Below are 23,686 nucleotides of genomic sequence, written 5' to 3' on the forward strand. Positions count from 1 at the left end.
AGGATTGAGATGCTATTTTATTGTATAATATCTTCAAGTTTTTGTCCGGGTGGCAATTCAATAAAAACGCGATCGCCTGTAGTAACTCCTTGCAAAATCTGGATTTCATTACCAATTTGTGAACCGATAGTAACCGGTTTAAATTCTGGTTGACCTTCCTGGTTAGGAATGAGTACACCGGTATTTCCCCGATTAGTAATAATCGCCACAGTCGGAACCACAACAGCTTGATTAAGTTGGCGACCGACAAACCGTAAATTAACATTCATTCCCGACTGTAATACATCCTGTCCGGTGCGAATATCAATCCTGGCTTGAAACAGGGTAACATCCCGTTCTTTAATAGCTTCCGGGGCGATTAAATGCACTGCACCTTCAAAGACCTGATCTGGGTAAGCATCGGCGACAATTTCCACCTTTTGTAATGGTTCAATTTGGACAATATCAGTTTCGGGGATTTTGGCTAAAACTTCCAAATCCTTAGCCAAAGCGACAATTGAAGTAGAGGTAGCAGAACTAGCATCAGAGGCGGAAGTAGCCGGAGTGACAAAAGCGCCCTCAACGGCATATCTTTGAGTAATAATTCCGGCAAAAGGCGCACGAATATTAGTATCTTCTAACAGCACTTGATAATAGCGCAGTTGACTTTCAGCCTCGCGGACATCAGCTTCAGCGGCGGCAATATCTTCAGGACGAGTGCCATTTTCCAACTCATTCAACTGACTGCGCGCCTCGGTCACATCAGACTCAGCCTGTCTGATAACTTCAGGACGAGTGCCATTTTGTAACTGTCGCAAATTCTGACGTTCCTGTTCAACGGTAGCTTCCAATCGTTCAATTTGCGATCGCCTATTTTCCTGAAGTTGTGCTAGTCGCTGTTTAGCCTCATCCTGTAAAGCCTCCAAGCGGCGTTGATCTCGCCTATAGCCATCCAAAGTATCCTCAGAAACAGCCCCCTGACTTTTCAATTCTTCATAGCGCTGTACCCGTCCTTGAGCCAATTCCAACTCAGCTAAATTGGCTTCTATTCTTGATTGGGCTTGGTCAATTTCATTTTGCAGGCTCCCCGATCGGGCATCAAATAAGCGAATTTCCGCCTCTCTAAGCCTCGCAGATGCCACGGCAATTTCTTCTTGGCGTGTTCCAGCCTGCAACTCTGCTAGGCGTGCGATCGCGCGTTCTAGGCGGGCTCTGGCGCTCGCAATGGCTTCGGGACGGGAGCCTTGGCGCAGTTTTGCCAAATTGGCTTGGGTGCGTTCTAACCTGGCTTGCGCTTGTAGCCGTTGCGCTTCGAGTTCGTTACTCTCCATGCGCGCAATAATTTGACCGGCTTCGACACGATCGCCCTGTTCAACGTACAATTGAGCTAAACGCCCTTGAGTTTTGGGACTCAAATTGACCCGGCGCACGGGTTGTACAACTCCACTCGCCCTAACGGTTACAGTCAGATCCTTGGCTTCCACTGGTACAGTCAACGCTTCCACCATTTGTAGTGAGTTAGGCTTGCGATGATAGACTCGGTGCGCGACCATGGGAACGGCGAGAATTCCTAAAGCCAGCAGTGCGATCGCCCACCATTTTGGTCTACGTCGGGGCGGTTTTGCTACTGCTGGGGGTTGGAAGTCATGCTTCACGAGACCGTTAGGGGACTCGGTTTCGGGTTTGGGATCTGTTAACATTATGGTTCCTCTCGATCCACGAACTGACCAACTCGATGATTATTTGCGATTTAATCTGATCAGTTAGTCATATATCAATTTTATCAAAATTTTAGGTAATTGGAAAGATGGACTCTATGTTTCCGGTGAGTATTCCGGTCGCGCCAGAAGGCTACAAATCAGGTTTTGTCGGCATTATCGGCCGCCCCAATGTGGGGAAATCAACTCTGATGAATAAGTTGGTAGGACAGAAAATTGCGATTACTTCTCCTATCGCTCAAACTACTCGTAACCGCTTACGGGGAATTCTTACTACTGAGTCCGCTCAAATTATTTTCGTCGATACGCCGGGAATTCATAAGCCACATCATCAGTTAGGTAAGGTGTTGGTAAAGAATGCCAAATTGGCGATCGCCTCGGTGGATGTGTTAGTCTTTGTGGTGGATAGTTCGGTGATGTCGGGGGGTGGCGATCGCTATATCGTCGATTTACTGACTCATACTAAAGTCCCCGTGATTTTGGGTTTAAATAAGTGGGACTTACAGCCAGATCAATATGAGGCGATCGACCAGAGTTATCAGCAGTTCGCTGAAGCTAATCAATGGCAAATGGTCAAGTTTTCTGCCTCTACTGGTGCGGGGCTAGAAACATTACAAAATCTGTTAATTAACAGTTTAGATCCCGGTCCCTATTATTACCCTCCCGATTTAGTGACTGACCAACCGGAAAGGTTTATTATGGGTGAGTTAATTCGTGAACAGATTTTGCTACACACCCGCGAGGAAGTACCGCACTCTGTGGCGATCGCTATTGATAAAGTAGAGGAAGATGTTAAGATTACCCGCATTTTAGCCACCATTCATGTCGAACGTCTTTCCCAAAAAGGCATTTTAATTGGGAAGGGCGGACAAATGCTCAAAACTATTGGTAGCGCCGCCCGCCAACAAATTCAAAAGTTAGTAGATGGAAAGGTTTATCTCGAGTTGTTTGTGCGCGTTAAACCTAAGTGGCGACAGTCGCGAAATCAGTTGGCTGAGTTGGGTTATCGGGTCGAAGAATAGGGGGGGAATATGAGCGATATCGGCACTATATTTGGTTTTTTGGGCGGCACTGTTGTGGCTATTCAAGGAGGATATAAAGTCCTGCAATATCCGAAGCCAGATCGCGTATTTAAAAGACTGTCAGACGCGAAATGGTTTTTAACTCTCCGCTGGTGTGAACAGTTTACTACTCCGGCTGGGGTTCTGAATTTAGAGGGTCAGCTTTCTTTTTGTAATGCCGCAGTTATGGCTATGGGAGAGGATAAATTTTTACCCCCAGAACACCGACAGCCTATATTTGATTGCTGTTTATCTTTACCTCTCGGAGAAACCACTATTTATGCTAATCCGGCAATTCCCGAAATTGAGATCATGGCTATAGAAATTGATCAGCGTTTTGGACGAGTCGCCTTAGTCCGTTATTACTAATTTTACCAGACCTTCAATATAGCGATCGCGTTCCATGGGCATAATTTCTTCACCGTGCATAATTTCCTGGATGAGTAAGTAGTGTAATAATGCTCCCATAATTACCCTAGCAGTTACTTCCGCATCAGCTAACCTGAGTTGTGGGTAAGATTCTAAACTCTTAGTCAGCCTATTAATTCCGACTTTGACAACGTTACGAATAAAGGCTTGGGCTAGTTCTGGAAACCTTCCTGATTCCCCAATAATTAAGCGCAAAAAACACAGCAATTCTGGGTCATTTAAGATTTGATTAAAAATTGCAGTTGCCCATGTTTTTAAAAATATAGCCGGGTCTTCTGGTTCCTCAATTACAAAGTCCAAAATTCGTTTTTCCCCTAAATATTCAGTTAAGGCACTAAACAAACTTTCCTTATCCCCAAAGTGATTATATAGGGTGGCTTTTGATACTCCAGCCGTTTTAGCTACCCGATCCATGCTGGTAGCTGCAAAGCCGTGGGCCAGAAATTCCTCGATCGCCCCCTGAAGAATTTGTTCTGCTTTGGGGGCCATCCCTGTCTCTGGGTGAGATTGTCTCTTGGCCATCTAATTCTCTCCTCGTGCCGTGGCAGTCCTTGTGAATTTTTGTGATCTACTTGTCATTATACCAAACCGTTTAGTATACTTGAAAAATAAACTAAACAGTCTAGTTTAATTATGGGGAGAGATATGTTATGTTACAGTCCCACAGCACCAGAGATTTCACCTCAACTGGTTTCCTAGGCCATAGGATCACCACCTGGGCGATGGTTGCCACTGTAGGGTTAGGAAGTGTTGCTGGCTATATGTTTTGGCAGTCTACCCAGGAAAGCCAGGAAATGCCCTTAGCGGTAGCTAGTCTACCCGTATCAATCAAGGTAACTGCTTTGGGGCGATTGGAACCTGAAGGAGAGGTGGTCTCAATTTCTGCTTCCGGTGGGATGGAAAATAACCTAATTCAGCAGTTGCTGGTCCAGGAGGGGGACTGGGTGCAGGAGGGAGATGTGATAGCAATTTTAGATAGTCGCGATCGCCTTCTAGCGGCCCTAGAAAAGGCCCAGGAACAGGTAGGTTTAGCAACAGCCAAACTCGAGCAAATTAAGGCGGGGGCGAAAATTGGGGAACTCGAAGCGGCTAGGGCTACTATCGCCCGCCTAGAGACCGAAAGGCTAACGAATATGCAGGCGGGACAGGCGATGATTGCCCGTTTAGAGACCGAACGCAGCACCGATATTGTAGCGACAGAAGCCAAAATCGCCCGTTTACAGGCTCAAAAGCAGGGGGAATGGCAGGCTGCCCAGGCAACAATTAACCGCATTGAGGCTGAATATAACAATGCTGTAAATGATGAACGTCGCTATCAGGAATTGCATCAACAGGGGGCAATTTCTGAGGAGTTATGGAATTTAAAACGGTTGCACAGGATAACGACAGAAGAACAGTTACAGGAGGCACGGTTTAATTTAATTCGCATTGAAAATACTTATAACCAGCAAATTCAAGAAACCCAGGCTCAATTAACCCAAATTCGGTTAGCTAAACAACAGCAGATTGAGGAAGCTAAGGCTAATTTAGATGGTATGGACCGGGGGGGAACACAACAAATTCGGGAAGCCATGGCTACCCTTAATCGTATTGCAGAAGTGCGACCTGTGGATATAGCGGTAGCAGAAGCGGAGGTAAGATCAGCCCAAGCTGCCCTAAGACAAGCCCAGGCAGATTTGGCTTTAGCTGAAATTATTGCCCCCAGAAATGGGCAAGTTTTAAAAATTCATGCTCACCCTGGAGAAAAAATTGATAATTTGGGAATTTTGGAACTGGGAGAAACTCGGCAAATGGTGGCGATCGCTGAAGTTTATGAAAGTGACATTCACCAGGTTAAAATTGGACAATCTGCCCGGATTACTAGCGCGGCTTTAGAGGGGGAATTATCGGGAATTGTGGATCGGGTAGGTTTACAAATTCAACGGCAAGATGTGATTAATGCTGACCCTTCTGCCAATATTGATAGCCGGGTTGTGGAAGTGCGGGTGCGTTTAGATGAAACTTCCAGTCAGAGAGTGGCTGGGTTAACTAATTTACAAGTAGTAGTGGTCATTGAACAATGATTAAATTGATAAAGCCTTTACAACAATTAGCTAGACGGACTCCTTTAGGATGGTTACAGTTAACCCATGATAAAGGTAGGATGTTAGTCGCGATCGCCGGTATTGCTTTTGCTGATATTTTGATGTTTATGCAGTTAGGATTTCAGACAGCATTATATAATAGTAATACTCGTCTCCATCGAGCCTTAGAAGCTGATTTAGTGTTAGTTAGTCCCCAGGCTTTGAACTTAACCCGTATGTCTACTTTTACCCGTCGCCGACTTTATCAGGCAATGAATGTGCCGGGGGTGGAGTCGGTGGAACCTGTTTATGTCGCTCTCAAAACTTGGAAAAATCCCCAAACCCAGAAAGAAACCGCGATTTTGCTGCTGGGATTTAATCCAGATAAACCTGCTTTTGATTTTATCAAAAATCATCCCAATTTACCAGATATTAAGTTACCAGATCGGGTTTTATTTGACCGGGAAGCTAGGGGAGATTATCAACAAGCGATCACATCTATAGACCGGGGAGAAAGGGTGACAACGGAAATCGAACGGCGCACTATTACTATTTCTGGTTTATTTGAACTGGGGGCATCTTTTGCCGCTGATGGTAGTTTAATGACCAGTGATCAAAACTTTTTGCGCCTGATGCCCAAACAAGAATCAAAGAGTATTAATATCGGCTTGATTAAAATAGAAGCAGGGGCGGATATTTTGCAAACTCAAGCCCTGTTAAAAGCCTATCTACCCTCTGATGATGTTCGGGTTTTAACTAAGGCTGAATTTATCCAATTTGAAAAGAATTATTGGACGGCTAATACTCCTGTGGGTTTTGTGTTTAATTTGGGAGTAGCAATGGGTTTTGTCGTGGGAACTATTATTGTTTATCAGGTATTGTCAACTGATGTCGCTTCTCATTTGGCTGAATACGCCACTTTTAAAGCTATGGGTTATCGGACTATTTATTTATTGTCAATTGTGTGGGAGGAGGCTTTGATTTTATCCCTATTAGGTTTTGTGCCAGGTTTGGGGATTTCTATTGGCTTATATGCCATAACTAGAAATGCTACCAATTTACCTGTTTATATTACTTTATTTAGGGCGGTTCAAGTATTGATTTTAACAATTATTATGTGTGCAATATCGGGGGGTATAGCTACCCGGAAACTTCAGGGGGCTGACCCGGCTGATATTTTTTAGATTGAGATCAGGGGTTGTCAATTAGGGGGTTAACACCAGGGAAGATGATTATGAATTCGGCGAATATTATCAATGCAGGTATTTCAGAACCGGGCAAAAATTCGGTGATTGTAATTACCAGTCTGAATCATGACTTTGGTCATGGAAATTTAAAAAAGCAGGTTTTGTTTGATATTAATTTGGATATTAAATCGGGAGAAATTGTGATTATGACTGGGCCTTCAGGGTCAGGAAAAACTACCCTTTTGACCTTGGTAGGGGCTTTGCGATCGCCTCAATTCGGCAGTTTAAAAATATTAAATCAAGAACTTTGTGGGGCTAAGGATAATCAGTTAGTAATGATTCGCCGAAAAATCGGCTATATTTTCCAAGCCCATAACCTTCACCGTAGTTTAACAGCTTTACAAAATGTGAGGATGGGTTTAGAAATGCACGGCACTTTTTCCCCAGAGGAAATGCACCACCATGCTGCTGAAATATTAACAGAAGTTGGACTAGGCGATCGCCTTAATTATTACCCAGAAGACCTATCTGGGGGACAAAAACAACGGGTAGCTATTGCTAGGGCTTTAGTTAGCCATCCCCCTCTTGTTTTAGCCGATGAACCCACCGCCGCCCTCGATAGTAAATCGGGACGGGAGGTAGTTAATCTCATGCAAAAACTAGCTAAAGAACAGGGTTGTACTATCTTATTAGTTACCCATGATAACCGAATTTTAGATATCGCCGATCGCATTGTTACCATGGAAGACGGAAAGCTAACCTCTAGTCTCCGTTAACTGTTATTCCCCGTCATAATTAGTTTCTAAAGCTAATAATTCTGACCGCCGCTGACTCAGTTGAAATTCCAAAGATTCAATTTCCGCTAATAACTGTTGACGGCGTTTTTCTACCGACTGGGTTTGACTATTAAAATAGGCTTCTATTGGCGGCCATAATTCAATCGCCCAGTCGCGGCTGGCGGTTTTCATTTCATGAATTACTTTCACCGTCCCGTCAGGTTCCAACACAAAGAGGGTATATAAGCGATCGCAATTTCCCCGTTTTCGCCTTCCTTTTTGACAATAAAGATATAATCCCGGAACCTGTAAAGCTGATTGGTCAATTTGACTGACAAAAGGTCCCTCAATCGAATAACCATCAGTCTGACTGCGGTCTATTCCTTCTACTAATTTACACCAATTACCTAATTTAGGATTAAGGCAACTTTCCCAAAATCCTGGGGCGGTTAAAAATGCCTCTCTTAAATTAACTAAAATTGACGAACCCATATAATTATATCACTCGCAAATATTGACATCTAACTATAATCAACCCTACCGGAATTGAGCCTATTTAACTGGGACACAAGTTTGATAAAATTCTTCTAATCCCTCAATACATTTTAAATCATTATACAGACGAAATCGACGGTTTTTGATTTTCTGTTTAATGGCGGTTCTGGTTTCATGGTCTAACCCTAATTTTACCGCAATTTCTATATATTCGCTTTCGGAATAGGCGATGGTTTCGGTAACTCCTAAGCGCCGTAAAATCCCCGCTGACTGGCGACTTCTCATGATTGTACCCTCATGAGTGACTAGGGGTAAATTAGCAGCGATCGCATCTAAGGTAGTCGCAAATCCGGTAAACTGAAACGTATCTAAACCCACATCAGCCAAACTCTGTAATTGCAGATATTCGGCATAATTTAAACGGGGCAAAAATAGACAGTAATCTTCCCCCGACAAACCCAATTTGTCAAAAGCAGCATACAGACGCTTTTGGAATTTGGCGGTAACTTCCTGATACCAATGGGAGATAAATACAAATTTAGATTGATGTACCCGTTGGGCAATTTTACCATAAATATCATCATATTGGGGTAAATATTTAAACAGAGACTGACAGGATAAATAGATGATATCATGGGCGGATATCTGCCAATCTGACCGAGATTTTTCTAAGGGGGGAAATGATGGCTGGTCTAGGTAAATCCCTAAATTAGGTAAACAAATTAAATGTTCGTTGTAGTAAGTTTCGGCGTGAGCAGGTTCCAGCAATTCAGCGGAGATAAAATAATCGATAGTTGGTAATCCTGTAGTGGCTGGATGTCCCCAGGTAGCACAATAAATAGGGGCGAGTTTTAGTCCGGCTATTTGTAGGGTTTGCGGACACATTCCCAACTCTAAAAATACCAGAATATCCAGGCGATCGCTATAAATTTGTTGGCTGACTTGTTCAATGTTATTATAGATATGATAAAATCCCTCCGAATATTGTTGATATAAATCCGTAATCTGATCCGCTTCCTGTCCGGTATAATAACAGTAGACCTGAAACTTTTGGCGATCGCTATTTTTCACCCATCCTAAAAATAGATTACCCACCGTGTGCCATTGTAAAAACGAACAGATATAACCAACTCGAATTTTATCAGATTTTGCCCTGCGTCTAGGGGGCGGTGCTTCTCGCCATTGGGGATAGTGGGCGACCATTACCCGATGTAAAAAATTCCCATATTGGCGCTGTAAGTTTTTTTCAGACAAACCACCTTTAAATAACTGTTCATCTCCCTGATATTGCAGATAAAAATTTGTCCCTTCTCCCACAGCCTGGAGGGTAGCATTATCAAAAATAGAGGTTTCCTCAATAATGGCGTTGAGGTCTTTAGCAAACCCTTGTCGAGAGGCGAAAATTTCCGCAGTAGTATTGTAAATAATCGGCAATAATCGCAATTTGGCAAACTTGAGATAAATCTGATCAGGAAAATTATTAACAGCCACAGTCGCCATAGTTATAGCTTCCGCAATTTCGCCGATTTCTGACAATGATAAAATCAAGTTAACATAAAGTTCCACAACTTGAGGGAATTCATCAATTAAACCGCGATAGATAGCCGCTGCATAATTATATTGATTTAGCCGTTGATAACAGTTAGCCAGGTTTACCTTAACTTCCAGATTAATAGATGATTCGTACTCTTGACAATTTGCCAAATACTGATTATAGTAATTAATAGCTGTTTGATAGTCACAACTATAAGAGGCTGACCATCCTAGATAATAATAGCCTTGGGGTTCATTTCCTAGGGCTAACCAAGCCAACCCTAGGGCTGAAAGAATTTCCGGGGTGCTGGTGTATTGAAGGGCTTTTTCATAGGTGTTTATAGCCTGTTGTGGTTGATTTTGCAACAACAATAAAGCACCATAGCCCAAGTAAGCATTAGTCAGACCTGGACAAATAGCGATCGCTTTTTGATATTCAGACTCCGCCGCCGCCAACCGTCCCGACTCCAGGAATTGCGACCCTAACTGACAATGAAAAGTCGCCAACTCAACATCAGGAGAAATTATTTGATCCGTCATGATTGGTCTCAGTGATGAAGCCCCCCTGGAGGGGGGGGACAGATAACCCACAGTAGAATTGCTAGATCTGCTGGTTAGGGGGATAGGCGGAGCCCCCCCCAGGAGACCGACGGAGACTGGAATTAGGACGGATAGGCTGAGAACCTCTAGGGGAAGGACTCGGACTGGTGTTAGGGCGGATAGGCTGAGAACCGACCGGAAAGGGACGATTAGCCTCAACCCTTCGATTGGTGGTCTTTTCCGGGGATTTAGCCACATTCTGATGCAGTTGGCGATCGCTATTTTCCAGGGCGGCGGTCATAGCTGGAATCAGGGCTGATTCAATCTTACCGAGGGCGAAAGCCGCTTTGGTGCGAACTTGCATATCTGCGTCCGTAAGTGCCTTAGTGAGGGCAGGAACTGCCGGAGAACCGATGCGCCGCAGGGCGATAGCCGCGCTAATCCTCACCTCCTCATCACTATCCTTGAGGGCAGCAATTAACTGAGGGACCGCCGGGGCTGCTTCTTTTCCCAGAGTTCCCAAGGCAAAAGTTGCCCCTTCCCTGACCGCCTTATCTTCATGGTTGAGGGCTTCGATAAAATCAGCGATCGCCGTTTTTTGGATCTGATCAGAAGCAGGCCCCAATTGCTGAAGCGCAACAGCCACATCCATTCTCACCGCCGGGTCTGGGTCTTTTAGGTGAGATAGCAAAGCGGCGATCGCGTGGGAGTCCTGTAAACCCATTACCCCCAAACCATAGGCCGCGCTGCGACGGATAGCCGGGTCTGGGTCTTCTAAGGCTTCCACCAAAACCGGAACCACAGTAGACCCCATTTGTTTTAACACTTTCACCGCCGCTAGTCGATGTTGTCGGTTATCGCTACCGAGTTCCTGAATTTTAGTAATTACCTCTGCTGTAGCTGTCGCCTGGGTGGCGGTTGTTCCCATTAATAACAGCATCGCCGAAAAACAAAACCGGACTATTTTGGGGGATGTAAAAACGCTGGGCTTGGCATGGTTATCCATATAAAACACCTGGTTTGAGGACTTTGGGGGTTGACTCTCATCAATTCACGAGACTTCCCAAGTTAGATGCCATTTTAACCCATTTTAGATGAAAATAAAATCGATATCCAACAGCAACCGTCGCGGCAGGTTGCCATCGTTAATCAGAACCCCCAGAAAATCTCCGTTTTCCAGCTCAAGAATAATGTCATTTAAGCCGTTACCATTGACATCATTTTGGCTGGGGCGCAAATCGGGGCGATCGCGTTCTAAACTCAATTCATCAATGCGAGTTCCCACCGGGACAGCAATTTTATCACCAAAAAACGGATTATTGACCACATTAAAACCGCGAATTTCATCAACATCTCGCAGTTGTGAACTCCTATGTATGGGGTCTAAGAAATAGGTATCATCACCCTCACCACCGATCAGGGTATTGCGACCCGCGCCTCCGTAGAGAAAATCATTACCCAAATCTCCAAATAAGAGATTATCGCCATCATTTCCCCGGATCGTGTCATTTCCCTGACCGCCATAAATGGTATCATTTCCCGGACCACCCTCTAATAAATCATCCCCTAAATTTCCAAATAAGAGATCATTACCGGGTCCACCATACAAGAAATCATCTCCTTGCCCCCCGAACAGTGTATCATTATTGCTTCCCCCACTAATGGTATCATTGCCTTGGTTGCCATTGACCAGTAAGGGATCCGTGATGTGACCTGCTTGGAGGCTATCATTTCCTGCTAGTAATAAAATCCCATCAGGAAACGGTAAAGACTGACCTGGAGTTGCAAAAATTATATCATCTCCAGGGGAACCCAATAAAGCATTAACTCCGAATATACCTAAGTTAGCGCTAGGGGTGAGAAAGCTGGTCATAATTGGGGACTCCTTTTCAAAACCATATCTGCTTAAACTTTACCAAGTTTATTGACAAAATCTTGATAGATTTGTTTCCCGTGAGGTGAGAGGGACTGAAGATTGATGTAACTGGTCAGGTTTAATGTAGTTTTTGCCTGATGTTTAAGGGCAAAAAATCATAGTCTGGGTGAGAGGAAACCTTGGCAAAAAAGTTAATATCTGTATCTGTCCCTTCCCGGATATTTTGATATGTTTTTTGATGCTGATGTAGCCGAAAATAAGATAAAGTTTCATCAATAAAACCCACCTGATATTCTGCCATAATTCGCCACCATAAATCTAAATCAACTAATTGGTTTAAATGGGGGTCAAATCCTCCTAAGCGATCGCATACTTCCCGACGGAGTAAAACCGTAGTGGGTTCGCCAATTTTATTAATGGGATGTTCAAATAATCGCGGGTCTGACAATAAATCTCTACCCCATTGCACAGGTTTTAATTGAGACCAACCCGCCGCCAAATCCTGGAAATCCTGATAAACCATGATTAGATATGGGTCACTTTCTGCCCCTTGGTTAAAAAACATTTCTCGCCGGGAAAATACTAAGGATATTTCCGGGTAAGTTTCAGCCAAGCCAACCATTTTTTCTAGGCATTCTGGAGCCAACAAATCATCTTGAAATAGGAACTTAATATATTTACCCTGAGCCTGAGTAATACAATGATTACAATTCCCCGCAATTCCCCGCTGATTCTGATTAGTAATTACTCGAATTTCCAGAGATGAATTTTCCCGAAAAAAATTAGCGATAGCCACAGTTTCATCTGTCGAACCATCATCAGAAATAATCAACTCAATTCCGGGATAAGTTTGATATAAAACAGTAGAAATAGCCTCAGCCACAAACCTCTCCCCATTGTAGGTGGGAATACACACACTAACTAAGGGAGTGTCTATGGTGACTTCCCGGCTATCATACATGACCAAATCCTAACAATTAATTACCATATATTTCCCAACCAGGAGAACCATCAACCCCCTCTCATCTAGGCGAAGGAATAGCAGCAGCTATCATCCAACAGAGAGGCAGTTAAAGTTACAGCGTTTAATTATGGTTAAATATCCCCATAATAAGCCGTCACAAAATCGCGTCATCTCTGCTGAAAATAGCCAGTTTTTTTAAGTCAATATCATCTATAAACGAGCCCGAGTAGCATAAGGTCCTCGGCGGAGTGCTTTAGCCAACTCATCATTATTTTCCCGGAGTCCTTCATAAAAGAATAAAACCTCCCCTTTCACGCCGCGATGTCGGTTGTAGTCAATAGACTTTAAAAGTTCATCGGCACTAATTCGGTAGGACCCCACTTTAATCAAAACTCCTGGGGACAATTTAGGCAATTGCCAATCTCGGAATTGAACATCAACCAACTGATCAACCAACCCCTTATAACTCCAAAAATTGCGGCGGTAAAGTTGCGGGTGAATCATATCTACCAAATCGCGGTCAATCCAAGCAATATAATCCTGGAGGTATTCATTTAATCCCCAACTATAAACACTAGGAGACATAGAAACAATCAAATTGGGTTTAATAGCCTTAACCTCTCGTTTAATCCGCGCCAGAAAATCGGTGAGAATATTAGCGCGCCACTGTAGCCATTGAGAGTCCTTATGATGTAGGGGAGGTTGACGGCCAAACTCTTTGACATAACGCTGCACCGTTTGCTGATCATATCCCCCTTCCGAAGGTAAGGCGGGGAGTCTATCATCGCCTTGAATGCCATCAATATTATATTTACGGACGACCTCCAAAATCAGACTCATAATAAAGTCCTGAACTTCGCTATCAAAGGCATTCATCCACTCAAAGCCATTTTTCACCACCATACCCCCCTGCGAATTAATCGCCGACCAGTTAGGTTTTTGGTTAAGGATGCGGCCCCCATTCTGTTGATAGGAACTAGCAAACCCATACTCAAACCAGGGTATCACCTTGAGTCCGACGCGATGGGCTTCCTCAATCACTTCGGCGAGAGGGTCACGTCCGCGAACATAAAAATCAATCTCAACGCCAAATTTTTGGCTCATCACCTGAGATTTATAGAGAGTAACCCCTTTATTCCAAACCACTGGAAACACGACATTAAAGCCTGTGTCGGCTAAAAAGTCCATTGCTTCAGCAATAGTCGCCCTAGAGTAGAGAACCCTGCTATCGGTAGTAGTTAGCCAAATCCCACGAACTTCCATAGTCCCTCCGGTTGCCAGTAACTTGGTTTTCATATTGAGGATTTTCGGGGAATGAACCCGCCAATCCGTAGACTATTCCCCATTTCTCAAATTGATTTGAGGGCAGTCTTGCTCAGTATATCCCTCAGCTATTATCTTTAGTTAAGGGGGAATTTTAACAATGTATAGCAGCAAACAGGAAATAGGGAACAGGGAATAGGGGTTCAAAAGAGTCCACCTCCCAGGTTTCAGGACAGTGGATGTCCTAAATGTTCTGGCTGCTGCTGCATCAAAGTTAATAGCATAAATCGACTAATTCCCCAGATGGGTGCTCCTGTCTTAGGTTAAATCAGAGTTTGACCTGGGTATTGGGGTAAGGAATACACACTTTATGGGAGTTGCAAGGGATCCGTCCGCTGTAGGTTGGCGATGGGTTAAGGGTTTTCCCAATCATCAGCCAAATGTGTTGTTAGCTAAAATCATCAAATCCTGGATTATTGAGGCGATCGCCTATCCCCATAACCACCACGATGGGGATCAGTTTTGGCGAGTATATCTTCTCCTGTCATCTAAGACTTCCGAACCCTGGCACCTTGATTTAGTCCTAGTATCTTTAGCTTCCCAGGAACATTATGGGATGGTGGCTGGTGATACAAGCTGAATGGGGGCAATTAGCTAAAGCCTTCTGAGGCGGTCAGCAGGTAGCCTGTGGGTATCGACTCCGGGGCGAGTAGATCTTTTTGTTGTTAACCATCAGTTCACCCGCATATTCTATGAGCTTTTTCGGTTGGAGTTCATGGAAAATATCCCTTTTCAATTTCTATTCCAATAGAGTTAGTCAATTATTCCTTTTGTATGAGCAAGCCTAAAACGGTTACTGTTAATAAACTTTTAACTCGATATGCCCAAGGGGAGCGAAACTTTAGCGATATCTCCCTAGTGGCAGCAATTTTCAATGAAGTTACCCTAAATCGGATCAACTTGAGCGGGGCGAATTTGTCAGAAGCCCTGATGGTTCATACCCGCTTGATTGGTGCGAACCTGAGTAGATCTCAGTTGAGTTATGCGGATCTATCAATGGCGGTTTTGATTGATGCGAATTTGACCGGGGCTACTATGACGGAAACAGTTTTGCATCAAGCTGACCTGAGTGGGGCGAGTTTGAGCGGGGCGATTTTGTCTCAGGTTAATTTAACAGGGGTTAACCTCACGGGAGCAAGTTTGATTGGAACTTGTCTGCTGAATGGTTCTCAACTGACTGATGCTATTTTGGTTGGGGCGACCCTGACTCGATCTGTTCTCAGTGGGGCGCACATGACGGGAGCTAATTTAAACCGCTCTATTCTTAGTGAGATAGATTTGAGTGGGGCGAATTTAACGGGGGCTACTCTGATCCGGGTTCACTTAAATCAAGGAAATTTGAGTGGGGCGAATTTGACGGGGGCTGATTTGAGTGAGTCAGTTATACAAAATAGTAATTTCTGTATTGCCAATTTGACGGGGGCGAATTTGACGGGGGCGAATTTGACGGGGGCTAACCTCAATGGCGCGAATTTGACGGGGGCGAATTTGACGGGGGCGAATTTGACGGGGGCTAACCTCAATGGCTTAACGTTACAATCCGCTGATCTACGGTTGGCTAATCTCAGTAAAGCTGATTTACGGGGGGCGAATTTAACGGGGGCGAATTTGGCGGGGGCTAACTTGTTAGAAGCTGATCTGCGCTTGGCTAACCTGACTGATGCTAATCTTTGTGGTGCTGGACTGCTACTGACTTCACTACGGGGGGCGAATTTGGCGGGGGCTAACCTGAATCAGGCGAATCTGATTGGGGCGAGTTTGAGTGTGGCTAATTTGGATCATACTACTATGGAAGGAACTATTCTTCCTAATGGGGCTACCCACCAATAGCTCGATCGCCTTCTCCTAGAGGAGAGGTCCGGGGGCGGCTTCGGGGAACTGCCCAGGCGCGCCCCTAGGCGATCGCCGTATCTCAGAGTTAAGAGGGATTAAGAGGGAACGACAGGATTTTGTAATGGTGCGATCGCAATTTAACTGATGTGATAGACTGAAAAAGTTTGAGACCATTTAAGGGTGGAGGTAAAACCGCGCAGCATGAAACAATTGGGAACCCATCTGGTCATTGACGCTTGGCATTGTCCTGCATATCTTTTAAATGACCCTGAACGTATCCGCACTGCTATACTCGATGCAGTCACCGCAGGAGAAGCGACCCTGATTGACTTTTGTGTGCATCAATTTAGCCCCCACGGAGTGACGGCAACAGCTACCTTGGCTGAATCACACATTGCTATTCACACCTGGCCTGAGTATGGCTATTTTGCGGCTGATCTGTTTTTCTGTGGCCGTGGTAATCCTCGCAAAGCTGCTGAACATTTGGAAACTGCACTACAAGCGGGTGAGGTCAATAGACGTGAGTTTGAGCGCGGTTTTGAACCTTCAGTCAGTCTTGATACTTCCTCGGTTAGTGTTTCTGAAACCTCACCAGCCACTAATTTGACGGCTTTCCCAGAAACCAGTTTTGCTGGTCGTTAGACGATCGCCACCTAGAAAATTCCACGATCTTTAGTCATCTGCGATCGTGGAATTTTGGTCTGATTTGGCTCTGATTGTCCGGTTCATCAACGATTAGCGCCCTTGTTGCTGCAACAGGGGACGAACTACCCAATAGCCCATACCAAAGGCGGCTACTACAATTAGGGCGATGGAAACAATTAGCCAGACCCCACTTAATTCGGCCCTATCGGGTCTTGATGCGGGTCGCAGTCGTCCTTCTGGTTCCTCGGTAAATTGGGGCGGCGGGATGTCTGGCCCGTCGCTGGTTGGGGGAAAGACTAGATCTGGTTGGGGAGTCTCGGTTGTCGGCTGTTCATAAAAGTTCGGTGGCGGCGAGACGGGATTAACACTAAAGCTAGGATTGACAGGGGGAACTCCCATCGATGGGATCTGGTTTTTCCCTTGGACTGATTCAACGGCTAGATAGAATTGATTGGCCGCCTGAACTACATGATTAAGTTCTTGGCGCAAATTTTGATTTTCTTCGAGAAGTTGTTGATTTTGGGTTCTCAGGGAATTGATTAGGTTTTGAGACCCCTGTAATTCCGCTGTCACCTCTCGATATAGGGATATGGGGACTGAGGGTGAATAACTACTATTTCCGCCTTCGGGTGGGGTGGGGTTGGAGGCTGTAGAATTTTGTATAGGATTTGACATGGCTGTTATGGATAAACTTTGGGGTATGATCAACGGGATTAGTTAAATGGCGATCGCCTTGATGATATTGCTATTAGACCAACCACGGGTCATTTAGTCAAGGAAATGGGCGATCGCAATTGGTTGTTCATTGTTGATGCGAATATGAGTAACTCCCAGGTAAAATCCTCTGAGACTGAATCGGTTACTAATACAGAACTTAAATATGGTGAGAGACAGATTACTGAGGGACAGTTAATCACCTTCCCCAATCCCCGACCCGGACGCAGCTATCAAATTAACATAGTGTTACCGGAGTTTACCTGTAAGTGTCCGTTTTCTGGATATCCAGATTTTGCCACCATTGATTTAACCTATGTGCCTGATCAGTCGGTGGTAGAGTTAAAGTCCATCAAGCTCTATATTAACAGTTATCGCGATCGCTACATATCCCATGAGGAATCAGTTAACCAGATCCTTGATGACTTTGTAGCCGCCTGTGACCCCCTGTCAGTTCACATCAAAGGCGACTTTAACCCCAGAGGTAATGTTCACACCGTCGTTGAGGTGCATCATCATAAACAACATCCGGAAAGTTAATCAATTTTCCTTCTCATGAATCCCAGCAAATGCTATAATTATAGCTTGTGTCGAATTCCAGCCATTTCATGCCCAAACTCAAAACTCGTAAATCAGCCGCTAGGCGCTTTAAGGTAACGGGAAGCGGCAAACTCGCACGCCGCAAGGCTTTTAAGAGTCACCTGCTGCAACACAAAAGTGCAACTCGCAAGCGCCGTTTGTCAAAAACGGCTATTGTCGATGAGCGCGATGCTGAAAACGTGCGTCTGATGATGCCGTATTTGTAACGTTATAGTTCGATCAACTCAATTTTAAGGAAAAACAACAATGACACGAGTTAAACGTGGTAATGTTGCCCGTAAACGTCGCAAAAAAATTCTGAAACTTGCCAAAGGATTTCGCGGCTCTCAATCCAAAAATTTCCGAATTGCTAATCAGCGGGTTATGCAGGCGCTGCGTAACGCCTATCGGGATAGAAAGAAACGCAAGCGCGACTTCCGCCGCCTGTGGATTACCCGGATTAATGCCGCTGCTAGAGTTCACGGCATCAGTTATAGTCAACTGATGGGAAATTTGAAAAAAGCTGACATTGAAATCAATCGCAAGATGCTGGCGGAAATGGCAGTTCTTGACCCAGATACCTTTGAAAAAGTGGTCGCTAAAGCTGCTCAAGCTCAATCCTAGGGGATTTTCACTTGGTAAACTTTGAACGAAGGATGGAGATAATTCTATCCTTCTTCAAGGTAGGAGAAAATTGGTAATTTAAGATTAAAAATGGATAGTAATCTCGCAGTTGTTTATCTGGTATTACTGCTGGTTTTTTTGTCGGGTTCTGGCTTTTTTATTGTGCGTCAGATTTTCAGAACTCGCGAAGTTGAGAGTAAGATGTCGCAATTGCAACAGGAGCTTTCTCAGGGTAAAGGAACAGCTCAGGAATATTACCAATTAGGCTGTATTTATAATGATAAAAATTTGTATTCTCAGGCGATCGCTGTTTTCCAAAAAGCTCTCAAAGTAGTAGAGGAAGAGGAGTCGCCGGAGAACATAGCCATGATTTATAATGCCTTGGGTTATGCTCACTTTGCTAAGGAAGAATACGATATCGCGATTCGTAATTATAAGGAAGCATTAAAGCTAACTCCTGAATATGCGACGGCTTGCAATAATCTAGGTTATGCTTACGAACGCAAAAAGCTGACTTCTCAGGCTTTAGAAGCCTACGAAAAGTCTCTGAGTTTAGAACCTAATAATCAAATTGCTAAACGTCGCGCTGAGTCTTTACGGAAACGATTAGGTATTCCCACTTCGGAAACTGCTCAATAACATTCCCCGACCCTCCCCTGGGTGAAGAGGAGGGTTGATGAAAGCTAAGTCATTAGCTAACGGGTACACTTTTCTAAGGCGGCTTGTGTGGTGACGACATAGGCGGAGTCGCGACCATAGAGACTTTGGAGAATTTCCAGGGTTTCCTCAACTAAAATCAATGAGTTGATGGTATTTAACCAGGCGATGTCTCCTTCGGGTACGATCATGCCGTAGAACTCACAGGTTAGCGGTTGTTGGGGGATTATGGCATAGTCTTGAGGGTTAATATCTGCTTGGCGCAACACTTCCCCAATTAGCAATAAACCATCACTGGCGAAGGCGTTGATTTCCCGATTAAGAACATCGCGCACGGCATCGGCGCGGCCTGATGTGCCATGATATTGCACGATTTGAGCTAGGGAATAACGACTGCTGATAAATCGCTGGGTAAGGGTGTTAGGAAGTACACCAATAATGATGTTTTCCATGGCACCATCTGGGTTGATTAAGGTTTGATTATCTGCGGCAACTAATAGGTGATTTCCTGTGGCGATAAAGCGATCGGAATAGACTATCCCAGGTGGAGGGGTGCGGGTGACAGTGTTGGGGCCACATTCTAGGTGGACGGTTCCATCAGCGACGATAGACTCCCGATTTTCGAGGGTGGACTGTAGCAGTTGGACTTGGACGGGTTGATTAAGTTGTAGTTGTTGGGTGAGGCGACTAGCTAGAAGTTCCATGAGTTGGATACAGTACCCTTCCCATTCTCCGGTTTCTGGAGACAGATAACCCAAGGGAGCGGCATCTTGTCTAACTCCGGCTTTGAGAATACCTGTTCTTCTGATGTCTTCGAGGACGGTTCCGGCGATCGCATTTAGGGGAAATAGGCTACACAGAGTTAGGGTCAGCAAAACCCGGATGATATTTCTCATAAAATCAATGTAGTGGACATTTGTTAACAGAAGTTCACTCAGAAATATAGCTTACCCTGTGTTCAACCAGGAATTATTAGAGGGGAGAGTGGGGATTTTGAACTGTCATCAGGGGATGTTAGGGTCGATCATAGTTATGGCACAAACTGAATTAATCTCACCCTATAGATTTTATCAGCTCTGCCAGGAGTTTTGTCTAAAAACGGGTACCAATAAGTTATACTTTGGGGAACCGATCGCCTCTTATTTAGACCCGGATAGAGGCTTGGGGGTATCGGAAATTAGGGCGTTTCTGGATGGCTTGGCAATTTATGTCCGGCTGATTAACACCACTAATTTTACTGTTAATTTTTGGATAAATTGTCTTGATAAAGAATCGGAAAAATCGATAAATATCACTGCGAAAATTATCGGTTGTGGGATGGTGGGTAGAGTGGCAAAAATCACCATAAATGGGGCGGAACCGATAGCATTTAAAGCATTTTTTGACCCCGATTTTATATGGGTTCATGGTCCCTGGGGTGAAATTCCGGTGGGGATTCGTTTAAAATATTGTGGGGTAACAAAAGATATGGCTGAGTTTTTATTTGCGAGTAAAAATTGGGTGGTGAGTGAGTGGATTGATGATGAGAAATCGAGGTTATGTAATCGCGAAGGTTTAACATATCAAGAATTTGCGGAGAAAGAAGGGTTGACTAAACTCAACCCCTTAAACTTAAATAACTATAGCCTTGAGGGTATCCGACTTGATCCGGGTGGCATTCAAAAAGAGTATCGCGGTCGGCGTTTGGTCGATTTGTATCGAGGGACTTGGTTTTATTTACGCAAAATCCGCCGAGATGAATGGAGGGGAATTTATGCGATCGCCAATCAGTTGTTGATGGGGATAATACAACACAGTCGCAGAATCCCCAATTCCTAACTATTGTGCATCAGGAGATTGCATAATTCGGAGAATTTCCGCTTGAATGCGCTCTCGGAATCGGCTATCAGATTGTTGATGGCGGGTGATTTCATTAAAGCGACTAACAGTTAATCCTTTGCTTTCAATAATGCGTTTGGCTTGGTCACAGTAGCTAACCGCAATTTGGGGAGCATTTCCAGGTAGCATATTAATGCTAGTCGGCTCGTCACAGACAATGCGCGGCACTTGTCCGACAATTCTTTTAATTTCCTCAACCGCCTGATGCCGTCTGGATTCTAGCGCGATCGCTGCTTGAGCGTAGCTGGTAATCTCCTGATTAGTAAAGGTAGGATTTCCGGCTCTAGCGGTGGTGCTAAAACTCGCGGTTAGGGATGGAGCCGTTAAATTAGGAACCCACCCCGTCACCAGTCCGACACTAGATAAAATAGTGATGGCAGTGGACTGAATTAGTAGCCGATGTAAATGCCCTGGATGTAGTAGTTTCATAGTAGTTGTTTACTCCGTAAGGTAATAAATAACACAAATTCCCCTAAAATGCTTAGGGGAGTAATATAGAATTAGTTGCCGTTACTACGCTGTTGACGAAGTAACTCTGCCTGAATTTGCCGTTGCAGTTGTGGGTTATCTTGTTGTAATCGAGTAATCTCGTTAAATCGATTAATGGTTAGATTGTGCTGTTCAATAAAATCTTTAGCCAGATTGCAATAATTAACGGCGATCGCCCTTAAATCTCGATTCAAGCTATTAATACCACGGCGATCGCTACAGATCACCTCTGGAACCGTACCCCCTGCAATTCCCCTAATCTCATCATAGGCCTGTTTGCGCCTAGGTTCAATCAATAAAACGGCACGGGCATAATTGCGAATTTCATCATCAGTAATATTAGGGCTTTGCTGTGCGTGAGCGAAAGTCCCTGACCGACCTGTAGGGGATAACAAGTCCGGGACCACTCCGCTAAGGACTCCAAACACCGCGAAAATACCGACCAAAAGTGTTTGTAACCCTTTTCGGCTCATGGGATTATAGACAGAAGCCAGCCAAGAATTCATATATCCGCGTCTCCAAGTAGCAACAAGCATTAATCACCCCTCACTCAGGGGAAATTGTATTTAGACATAGCCAACACCTGCCCCATAATTCTAAGAATCCGAACAGGATCAGGCTATAACACAGCATAATTATTTTGAATTATTTTGTAGATCAGAAGTTCCTCAAATATGCAGAAACTAAATGGTGTCGTCGCAGCCGGCCATCAAGAAACCGCACTGGCTGGGTTAGCAATGTTCCCCCTGGGGGGTAATGCTTTTGATGCAGCCGTCGCGTCCATGCTGGCTGCTTGTGTGGCTGAACCGGGGTTAACTTCCCTAGGTGGGGGAGGTTTCCTGTTGGCTCACACCCACACCAATCAGAATATTTTATTTGATTTCTTTACACAAACACCAAGCATTAAACAATCAAAAAGTCAAGTAGATTTTTACCCGGTTGATGTCAATTTTGGTGGCAGTGTTCAGGAATTTCATATTGGTTTGGGTTCTATGGCGGTTCCGGGTGTGGCGGCTGGGGTGTTTAAGGTTCACCAGACCCTAGGAAAACTGCCTTTAAAGGTAGTGGCTGAACCCGCGATTAATTTGGCTAGAAATGGTTTAGAAATTAATACTTTCCAAGCCTATACTTTTAACCCGATTCTCTCGTCCATTTTATTGAGTTCCCCGGAAGGTCGGGAAATTTATGCTCCGCAAGGCTCGATTCTCCAAGCTGGTGAACGAATAGTTATGAAAAATCTAGCGAATACTCTGGAATATCTGGTGCAACAGGGATTTGAGGAGTTTTATCAGGGGGAAATTGCTCGGCAATTGGTGGCTGATTGTCAGCAGGGGGGTGGCTATTTAACTGAGGAGGATTTGAGACGGTATCGGGTGATTGAACGCCAACCGTTAAGAATTGGTTATCGGGGAAAACAGATTTTGACTAATCCGCCTCCGAGTTCCGGGGGAACGCTCATTGGCTTGGGGTTGGAACTGCTGTCGGGAATTGAAGTTGCTAATCTGGAGTTTGGTAGTTGTCGGCATCTCCGTATGTTAGCGGATGTAATGAGATTAACTAATACTGTTAGAAAACAGGGGTTTGACGATCGCCTTCATGAACAGAATATGGCTGCTGAGTTCCTGTCCCCAGAACATCTACAACCCTATCTACAAGAATTACAGGAGACCGTGAATAAGTGGGGGAGTACCACTCATATTAGTGTTGTGGATAGTGAGGGGAATGCGGCTAGTGTTACTACTTCTAACGGGGAGGGGTCGGGTTATATGATTCCGGGGACCGGGATTATGATTAATAATATGTTGGGTGAGGAAGATTTGAACCCCCACGGCTTCCACGAGTGGCGGGAAAATGTGCGACTATCCTCGATGATGGCTCCTACTTTGATTTTAGATGGCGATCGTTTAGAGATGGTGATCGGGTCTGGCGGGTCTAATCGTATTCGCACCGCCATTTTGCAAGTAATCTCCAATTATCTCGATTTTGGGATGTCCTTAGCCGCCGCCGTTAATCGTCCCCGTGTCCATTGGGAGAATTATCGTTTTGATATCGAACCCGGTTTTAATCAAACCGAGATTAATCATCTGCAACTTGCGGACCATAGCGAAATTGTCCAATGGGGGGAACGGAATATGTTTTTTGGTGGAGTTAATGGAGTCGCCACTAATGCTGATGGGACTATTTTAGGAACTGGGGATATCCGACGCAGTGGCGTGAGTTTAGGGATTTAGGGCAATTTATAAGCAAAAGTTATGGGTATCATCAGTTTTATCAGATTAAATATATAACTAAATAGTCATAAAACGCTTGACATATATGAGTT

At 44.6% G+C, this 23,686-nt stretch carries 26 protein-coding genes; 14 read left to right on the forward strand and 12 right to left on the reverse strand.

What is annotated here, in order from left to right; translation table 11 throughout:
* Window positions 1-17: 17 nt before the first annotated feature.
* Window positions 18-1,679: an efflux RND transporter periplasmic adaptor subunit gene (locus XZ46_RS15155; RefSeq protein ID WP_008048655.1), complete on the reverse strand. Its 1,662-nt coding sequence runs from the start codon at window positions 1,677-1,679 to the stop codon at window positions 18-20.
* A 107-nt stretch (window positions 1,680-1,786) separates the two neighbouring features.
* On the opposite strand from XZ46_RS15155, the gene era reads away from it, so the two are divergent.
* Entirely contained in the window at window positions 1,787-2,719 is a 933-nt protein-coding gene (gene era / locus XZ46_RS15160) for a GTPase Era (RefSeq protein ID WP_008048657.1), read from the forward strand.
* Window positions 2,720-2,728: 9 nt separating this feature from the next.
* Entirely contained in the window at window positions 2,729-3,127 is a 399-nt protein-coding gene (locus tag XZ46_RS15165) for a hypothetical protein (RefSeq protein WP_008048659.1), read from the forward strand.
* Here the strand turns inward: XZ46_RS15165 and XZ46_RS15170 are convergent.
* Window positions 3,110-3,709 (reverse strand): TetR/AcrR family transcriptional regulator, encoded by a 600-nt coding sequence (locus XZ46_RS15170; RefSeq protein ID WP_008048661.1) that lies wholly within the window; start codon window positions 3,707-3,709, stop codon window positions 3,110-3,112. The two genes, XZ46_RS15165 and XZ46_RS15170, sit on opposite strands and share 18 nt — an antisense overlap.
* Window positions 3,710-3,837: 128 nt before the next feature.
* Here XZ46_RS15170 and XZ46_RS15175 point away from each other — a divergent pair, with 128 nt between their 5' ends.
* From XZ46_RS15175 to XZ46_RS15185, 3 genes are read left to right on the forward strand one after another with little or no spacing between them, the layout of a single operon-like run.
* On the forward strand, window positions 3,838-5,250 hold the full coding sequence (locus XZ46_RS15175; protein WP_008048663.1) for an HlyD family efflux transporter periplasmic adaptor subunit: 1,413 nt from the start codon (window positions 3,838-3,840) through the stop codon (window positions 5,248-5,250).
* A complete protein-coding gene (devC, locus tag XZ46_RS15180) occupies window positions 5,247-6,434 on the forward strand; it encodes an ABC transporter permease DevC (protein WP_008048665.1) in 1,188 nt (395 codons plus the stop codon). The genes XZ46_RS15175 and devC overlap by 4 nt, the downstream gene beginning before the upstream one ends.
* A 44-nt stretch (window positions 6,435-6,478) precedes the next feature.
* Entirely contained in the window at window positions 6,479-7,213 is a 735-nt protein-coding gene (locus tag XZ46_RS15185; RefSeq protein ID WP_008048666.1) for a DevA family ABC transporter ATP-binding protein, read from the forward strand.
* A gap of 3 nt (window positions 7,214-7,216) precedes the next feature.
* On the opposite strand, the gene XZ46_RS15190 is transcribed toward XZ46_RS15185, so the two are convergent.
* The 6 genes from XZ46_RS15190 to XZ46_RS15215 form a co-directional block, all read right to left on the reverse strand.
* Entirely contained in the window at window positions 7,217-7,705 is a 489-nt protein-coding gene (locus XZ46_RS15190) for a hypothetical protein (protein WP_006625021.1), read from the reverse strand.
* A gap of 60 nt (window positions 7,706-7,765) precedes the next feature.
* Complete coding sequence (locus tag XZ46_RS15195) at window positions 7,766-9,781, reverse strand: tetratricopeptide repeat protein (protein WP_008048670.1); 2,016 nt, start codon at window positions 9,779-9,781, stop codon at window positions 7,766-7,768.
* Window positions 9,782-9,842: 61 nt separating this feature from the next.
* Window positions 9,843-10,787 (reverse strand): HEAT repeat domain-containing protein, encoded by a 945-nt coding sequence (locus XZ46_RS15200; protein ID WP_006625019.1) that lies wholly within the window; start codon window positions 10,785-10,787, stop codon window positions 9,843-9,845.
* An 84-nt stretch (window positions 10,788-10,871) separates the two neighbouring features.
* Window positions 10,872-11,654: a calcium-binding protein gene (locus XZ46_RS15205; RefSeq protein WP_006625018.1), complete on the reverse strand. Its 783-nt coding sequence runs from the start codon at window positions 11,652-11,654 to the stop codon at window positions 10,872-10,874.
* 121 nt (window positions 11,655-11,775) lie between these two features.
* Entirely contained in the window at window positions 11,776-12,618 is an 843-nt protein-coding gene (locus XZ46_RS15210) for a glycosyltransferase family 2 protein (RefSeq protein ID WP_008048672.1), read from the reverse strand.
* A 213-nt stretch (window positions 12,619-12,831) separates the two neighbouring features.
* Window positions 12,832-13,917: a glycoside hydrolase family 10-like protein gene (locus XZ46_RS15215; protein ID WP_008048673.1), complete on the reverse strand. Its 1,086-nt coding sequence runs from the start codon at window positions 13,915-13,917 to the stop codon at window positions 12,832-12,834.
* Window positions 13,918-14,254: 337 nt separating this feature from the next.
* Between XZ46_RS15215 and XZ46_RS15220 the strand changes: the two genes are divergently transcribed.
* The 3 genes from XZ46_RS15220 (at window position 14,255) to speD (ending at window position 16,419) form a co-directional block, all read left to right on the forward strand.
* The gene (locus XZ46_RS15220; protein ID WP_006625014.1) at window positions 14,255-14,524 is read left to right on the forward strand and encodes a hypothetical protein; all 270 of its coding nucleotides are present in this window, start codon (window positions 14,255-14,257) and stop codon (window positions 14,522-14,524) included.
* A 194-nt stretch (window positions 14,525-14,718) separates the two neighbouring features.
* Window positions 14,719-15,774 (forward strand): pentapeptide repeat-containing protein, encoded by a 1,056-nt coding sequence (locus XZ46_RS15225; RefSeq protein WP_008048674.1) that lies wholly within the window; start codon window positions 14,719-14,721, stop codon window positions 15,772-15,774.
* Window positions 15,775-15,978: 204 nt separating this feature from the next.
* Window positions 15,979-16,419, forward strand: a complete 441-nt coding sequence (gene speD, locus XZ46_RS15230) for an adenosylmethionine decarboxylase (protein WP_008048675.1) — start codon at window positions 15,979-15,981, stop codon at window positions 16,417-16,419.
* Between the two features lie 93 nt (window positions 16,420-16,512).
* Here speD and XZ46_RS15235 read toward each other — a convergent pair whose 3' ends face one another.
* On the reverse strand, window positions 16,513-17,097 hold the full coding sequence (locus XZ46_RS15235) for a hypothetical protein (RefSeq protein ID WP_008048676.1): 585 nt from the start codon (window positions 17,095-17,097) through the stop codon (window positions 16,513-16,515).
* A 144-nt stretch (window positions 17,098-17,241) separates the two neighbouring features.
* Between XZ46_RS15235 and queF the strand changes: the two genes are divergently transcribed.
* From queF to XZ46_RS15255, 4 genes are all read left to right on the forward strand, one after another.
* The gene (gene queF, locus XZ46_RS15240) at window positions 17,242-17,676 is read left to right on the forward strand and encodes a preQ(1) synthase (RefSeq protein ID WP_035760159.1); all 435 of its coding nucleotides are present in this window, start codon (window positions 17,242-17,244) and stop codon (window positions 17,674-17,676) included.
* 68 nt (window positions 17,677-17,744) lie between these two features.
* Complete coding sequence (rpmI, locus tag XZ46_RS15245) at window positions 17,745-17,942, forward strand: 50S ribosomal protein L35 (protein ID WP_006617369.1); 198 nt, start codon at window positions 17,745-17,747, stop codon at window positions 17,940-17,942.
* 40 nt (window positions 17,943-17,982) lie between these two features.
* Window positions 17,983-18,339, forward strand: a complete 357-nt coding sequence (gene rplT / locus XZ46_RS15250) for a 50S ribosomal protein L20 (protein WP_006617370.1) — start codon at window positions 17,983-17,985, stop codon at window positions 18,337-18,339.
* Between the two features lie 90 nt (window positions 18,340-18,429).
* Window positions 18,430-18,978, forward strand: coding sequence for a tetratricopeptide repeat protein (locus XZ46_RS15255; protein WP_008048682.1), 549 nt, complete (start codon window positions 18,430-18,432; stop codon window positions 18,976-18,978).
* A gap of 56 nt (window positions 18,979-19,034) precedes the next feature.
* On the opposite strand, the gene XZ46_RS15260 is transcribed toward XZ46_RS15255, so the two are convergent.
* Window positions 19,035-19,892: a transporter substrate-binding domain-containing protein gene (locus XZ46_RS15260; protein WP_008048683.1), complete on the reverse strand. Its 858-nt coding sequence runs from the start codon at window positions 19,890-19,892 to the stop codon at window positions 19,035-19,037.
* 136 nt (window positions 19,893-20,028) lie between these two features.
* Here XZ46_RS15260 and XZ46_RS15265 point away from each other — a divergent pair, with 136 nt between their 5' ends.
* Window positions 20,029-20,814: a hypothetical protein gene (locus XZ46_RS15265; protein ID WP_228116352.1), complete on the forward strand. Its 786-nt coding sequence runs from the start codon at window positions 20,029-20,031 to the stop codon at window positions 20,812-20,814.
* Here the strand turns inward: XZ46_RS15265 and XZ46_RS15270 are convergent, their stop codons facing one another.
* Window positions 20,815-21,303, reverse strand: a complete 489-nt coding sequence (locus XZ46_RS15270) for a DUF4168 domain-containing protein (protein ID WP_008048685.1) — start codon at window positions 21,301-21,303, stop codon at window positions 20,815-20,817.
* A gap of 71 nt (window positions 21,304-21,374) precedes the next feature.
* The gene (locus XZ46_RS15275) at window positions 21,375-21,869 is read right to left on the reverse strand and encodes a DUF4168 domain-containing protein (protein WP_035759445.1); all 495 of its coding nucleotides are present in this window, start codon (window positions 21,867-21,869) and stop codon (window positions 21,375-21,377) included.
* A gap of 168 nt (window positions 21,870-22,037) precedes the next feature.
* Here XZ46_RS15275 and ggt point away from each other — a divergent pair, with 168 nt between their 5' ends.
* A complete protein-coding gene (gene ggt, locus XZ46_RS15280; protein ID WP_008048686.1) occupies window positions 22,038-23,594 on the forward strand; it encodes a gamma-glutamyltransferase in 1,557 nt (518 codons plus the stop codon).
* Window positions 23,595-23,686: the final 92 nt, after the last annotated feature.

This window comes from Limnospira indica PCC 8005, assembly GCF_000973065.1.
GTDB classification, from domain to species: domain Bacteria; phylum Cyanobacteriota; class Cyanobacteriia; order Cyanobacteriales; family Microcoleaceae; genus Limnospira; species Limnospira fusiformis.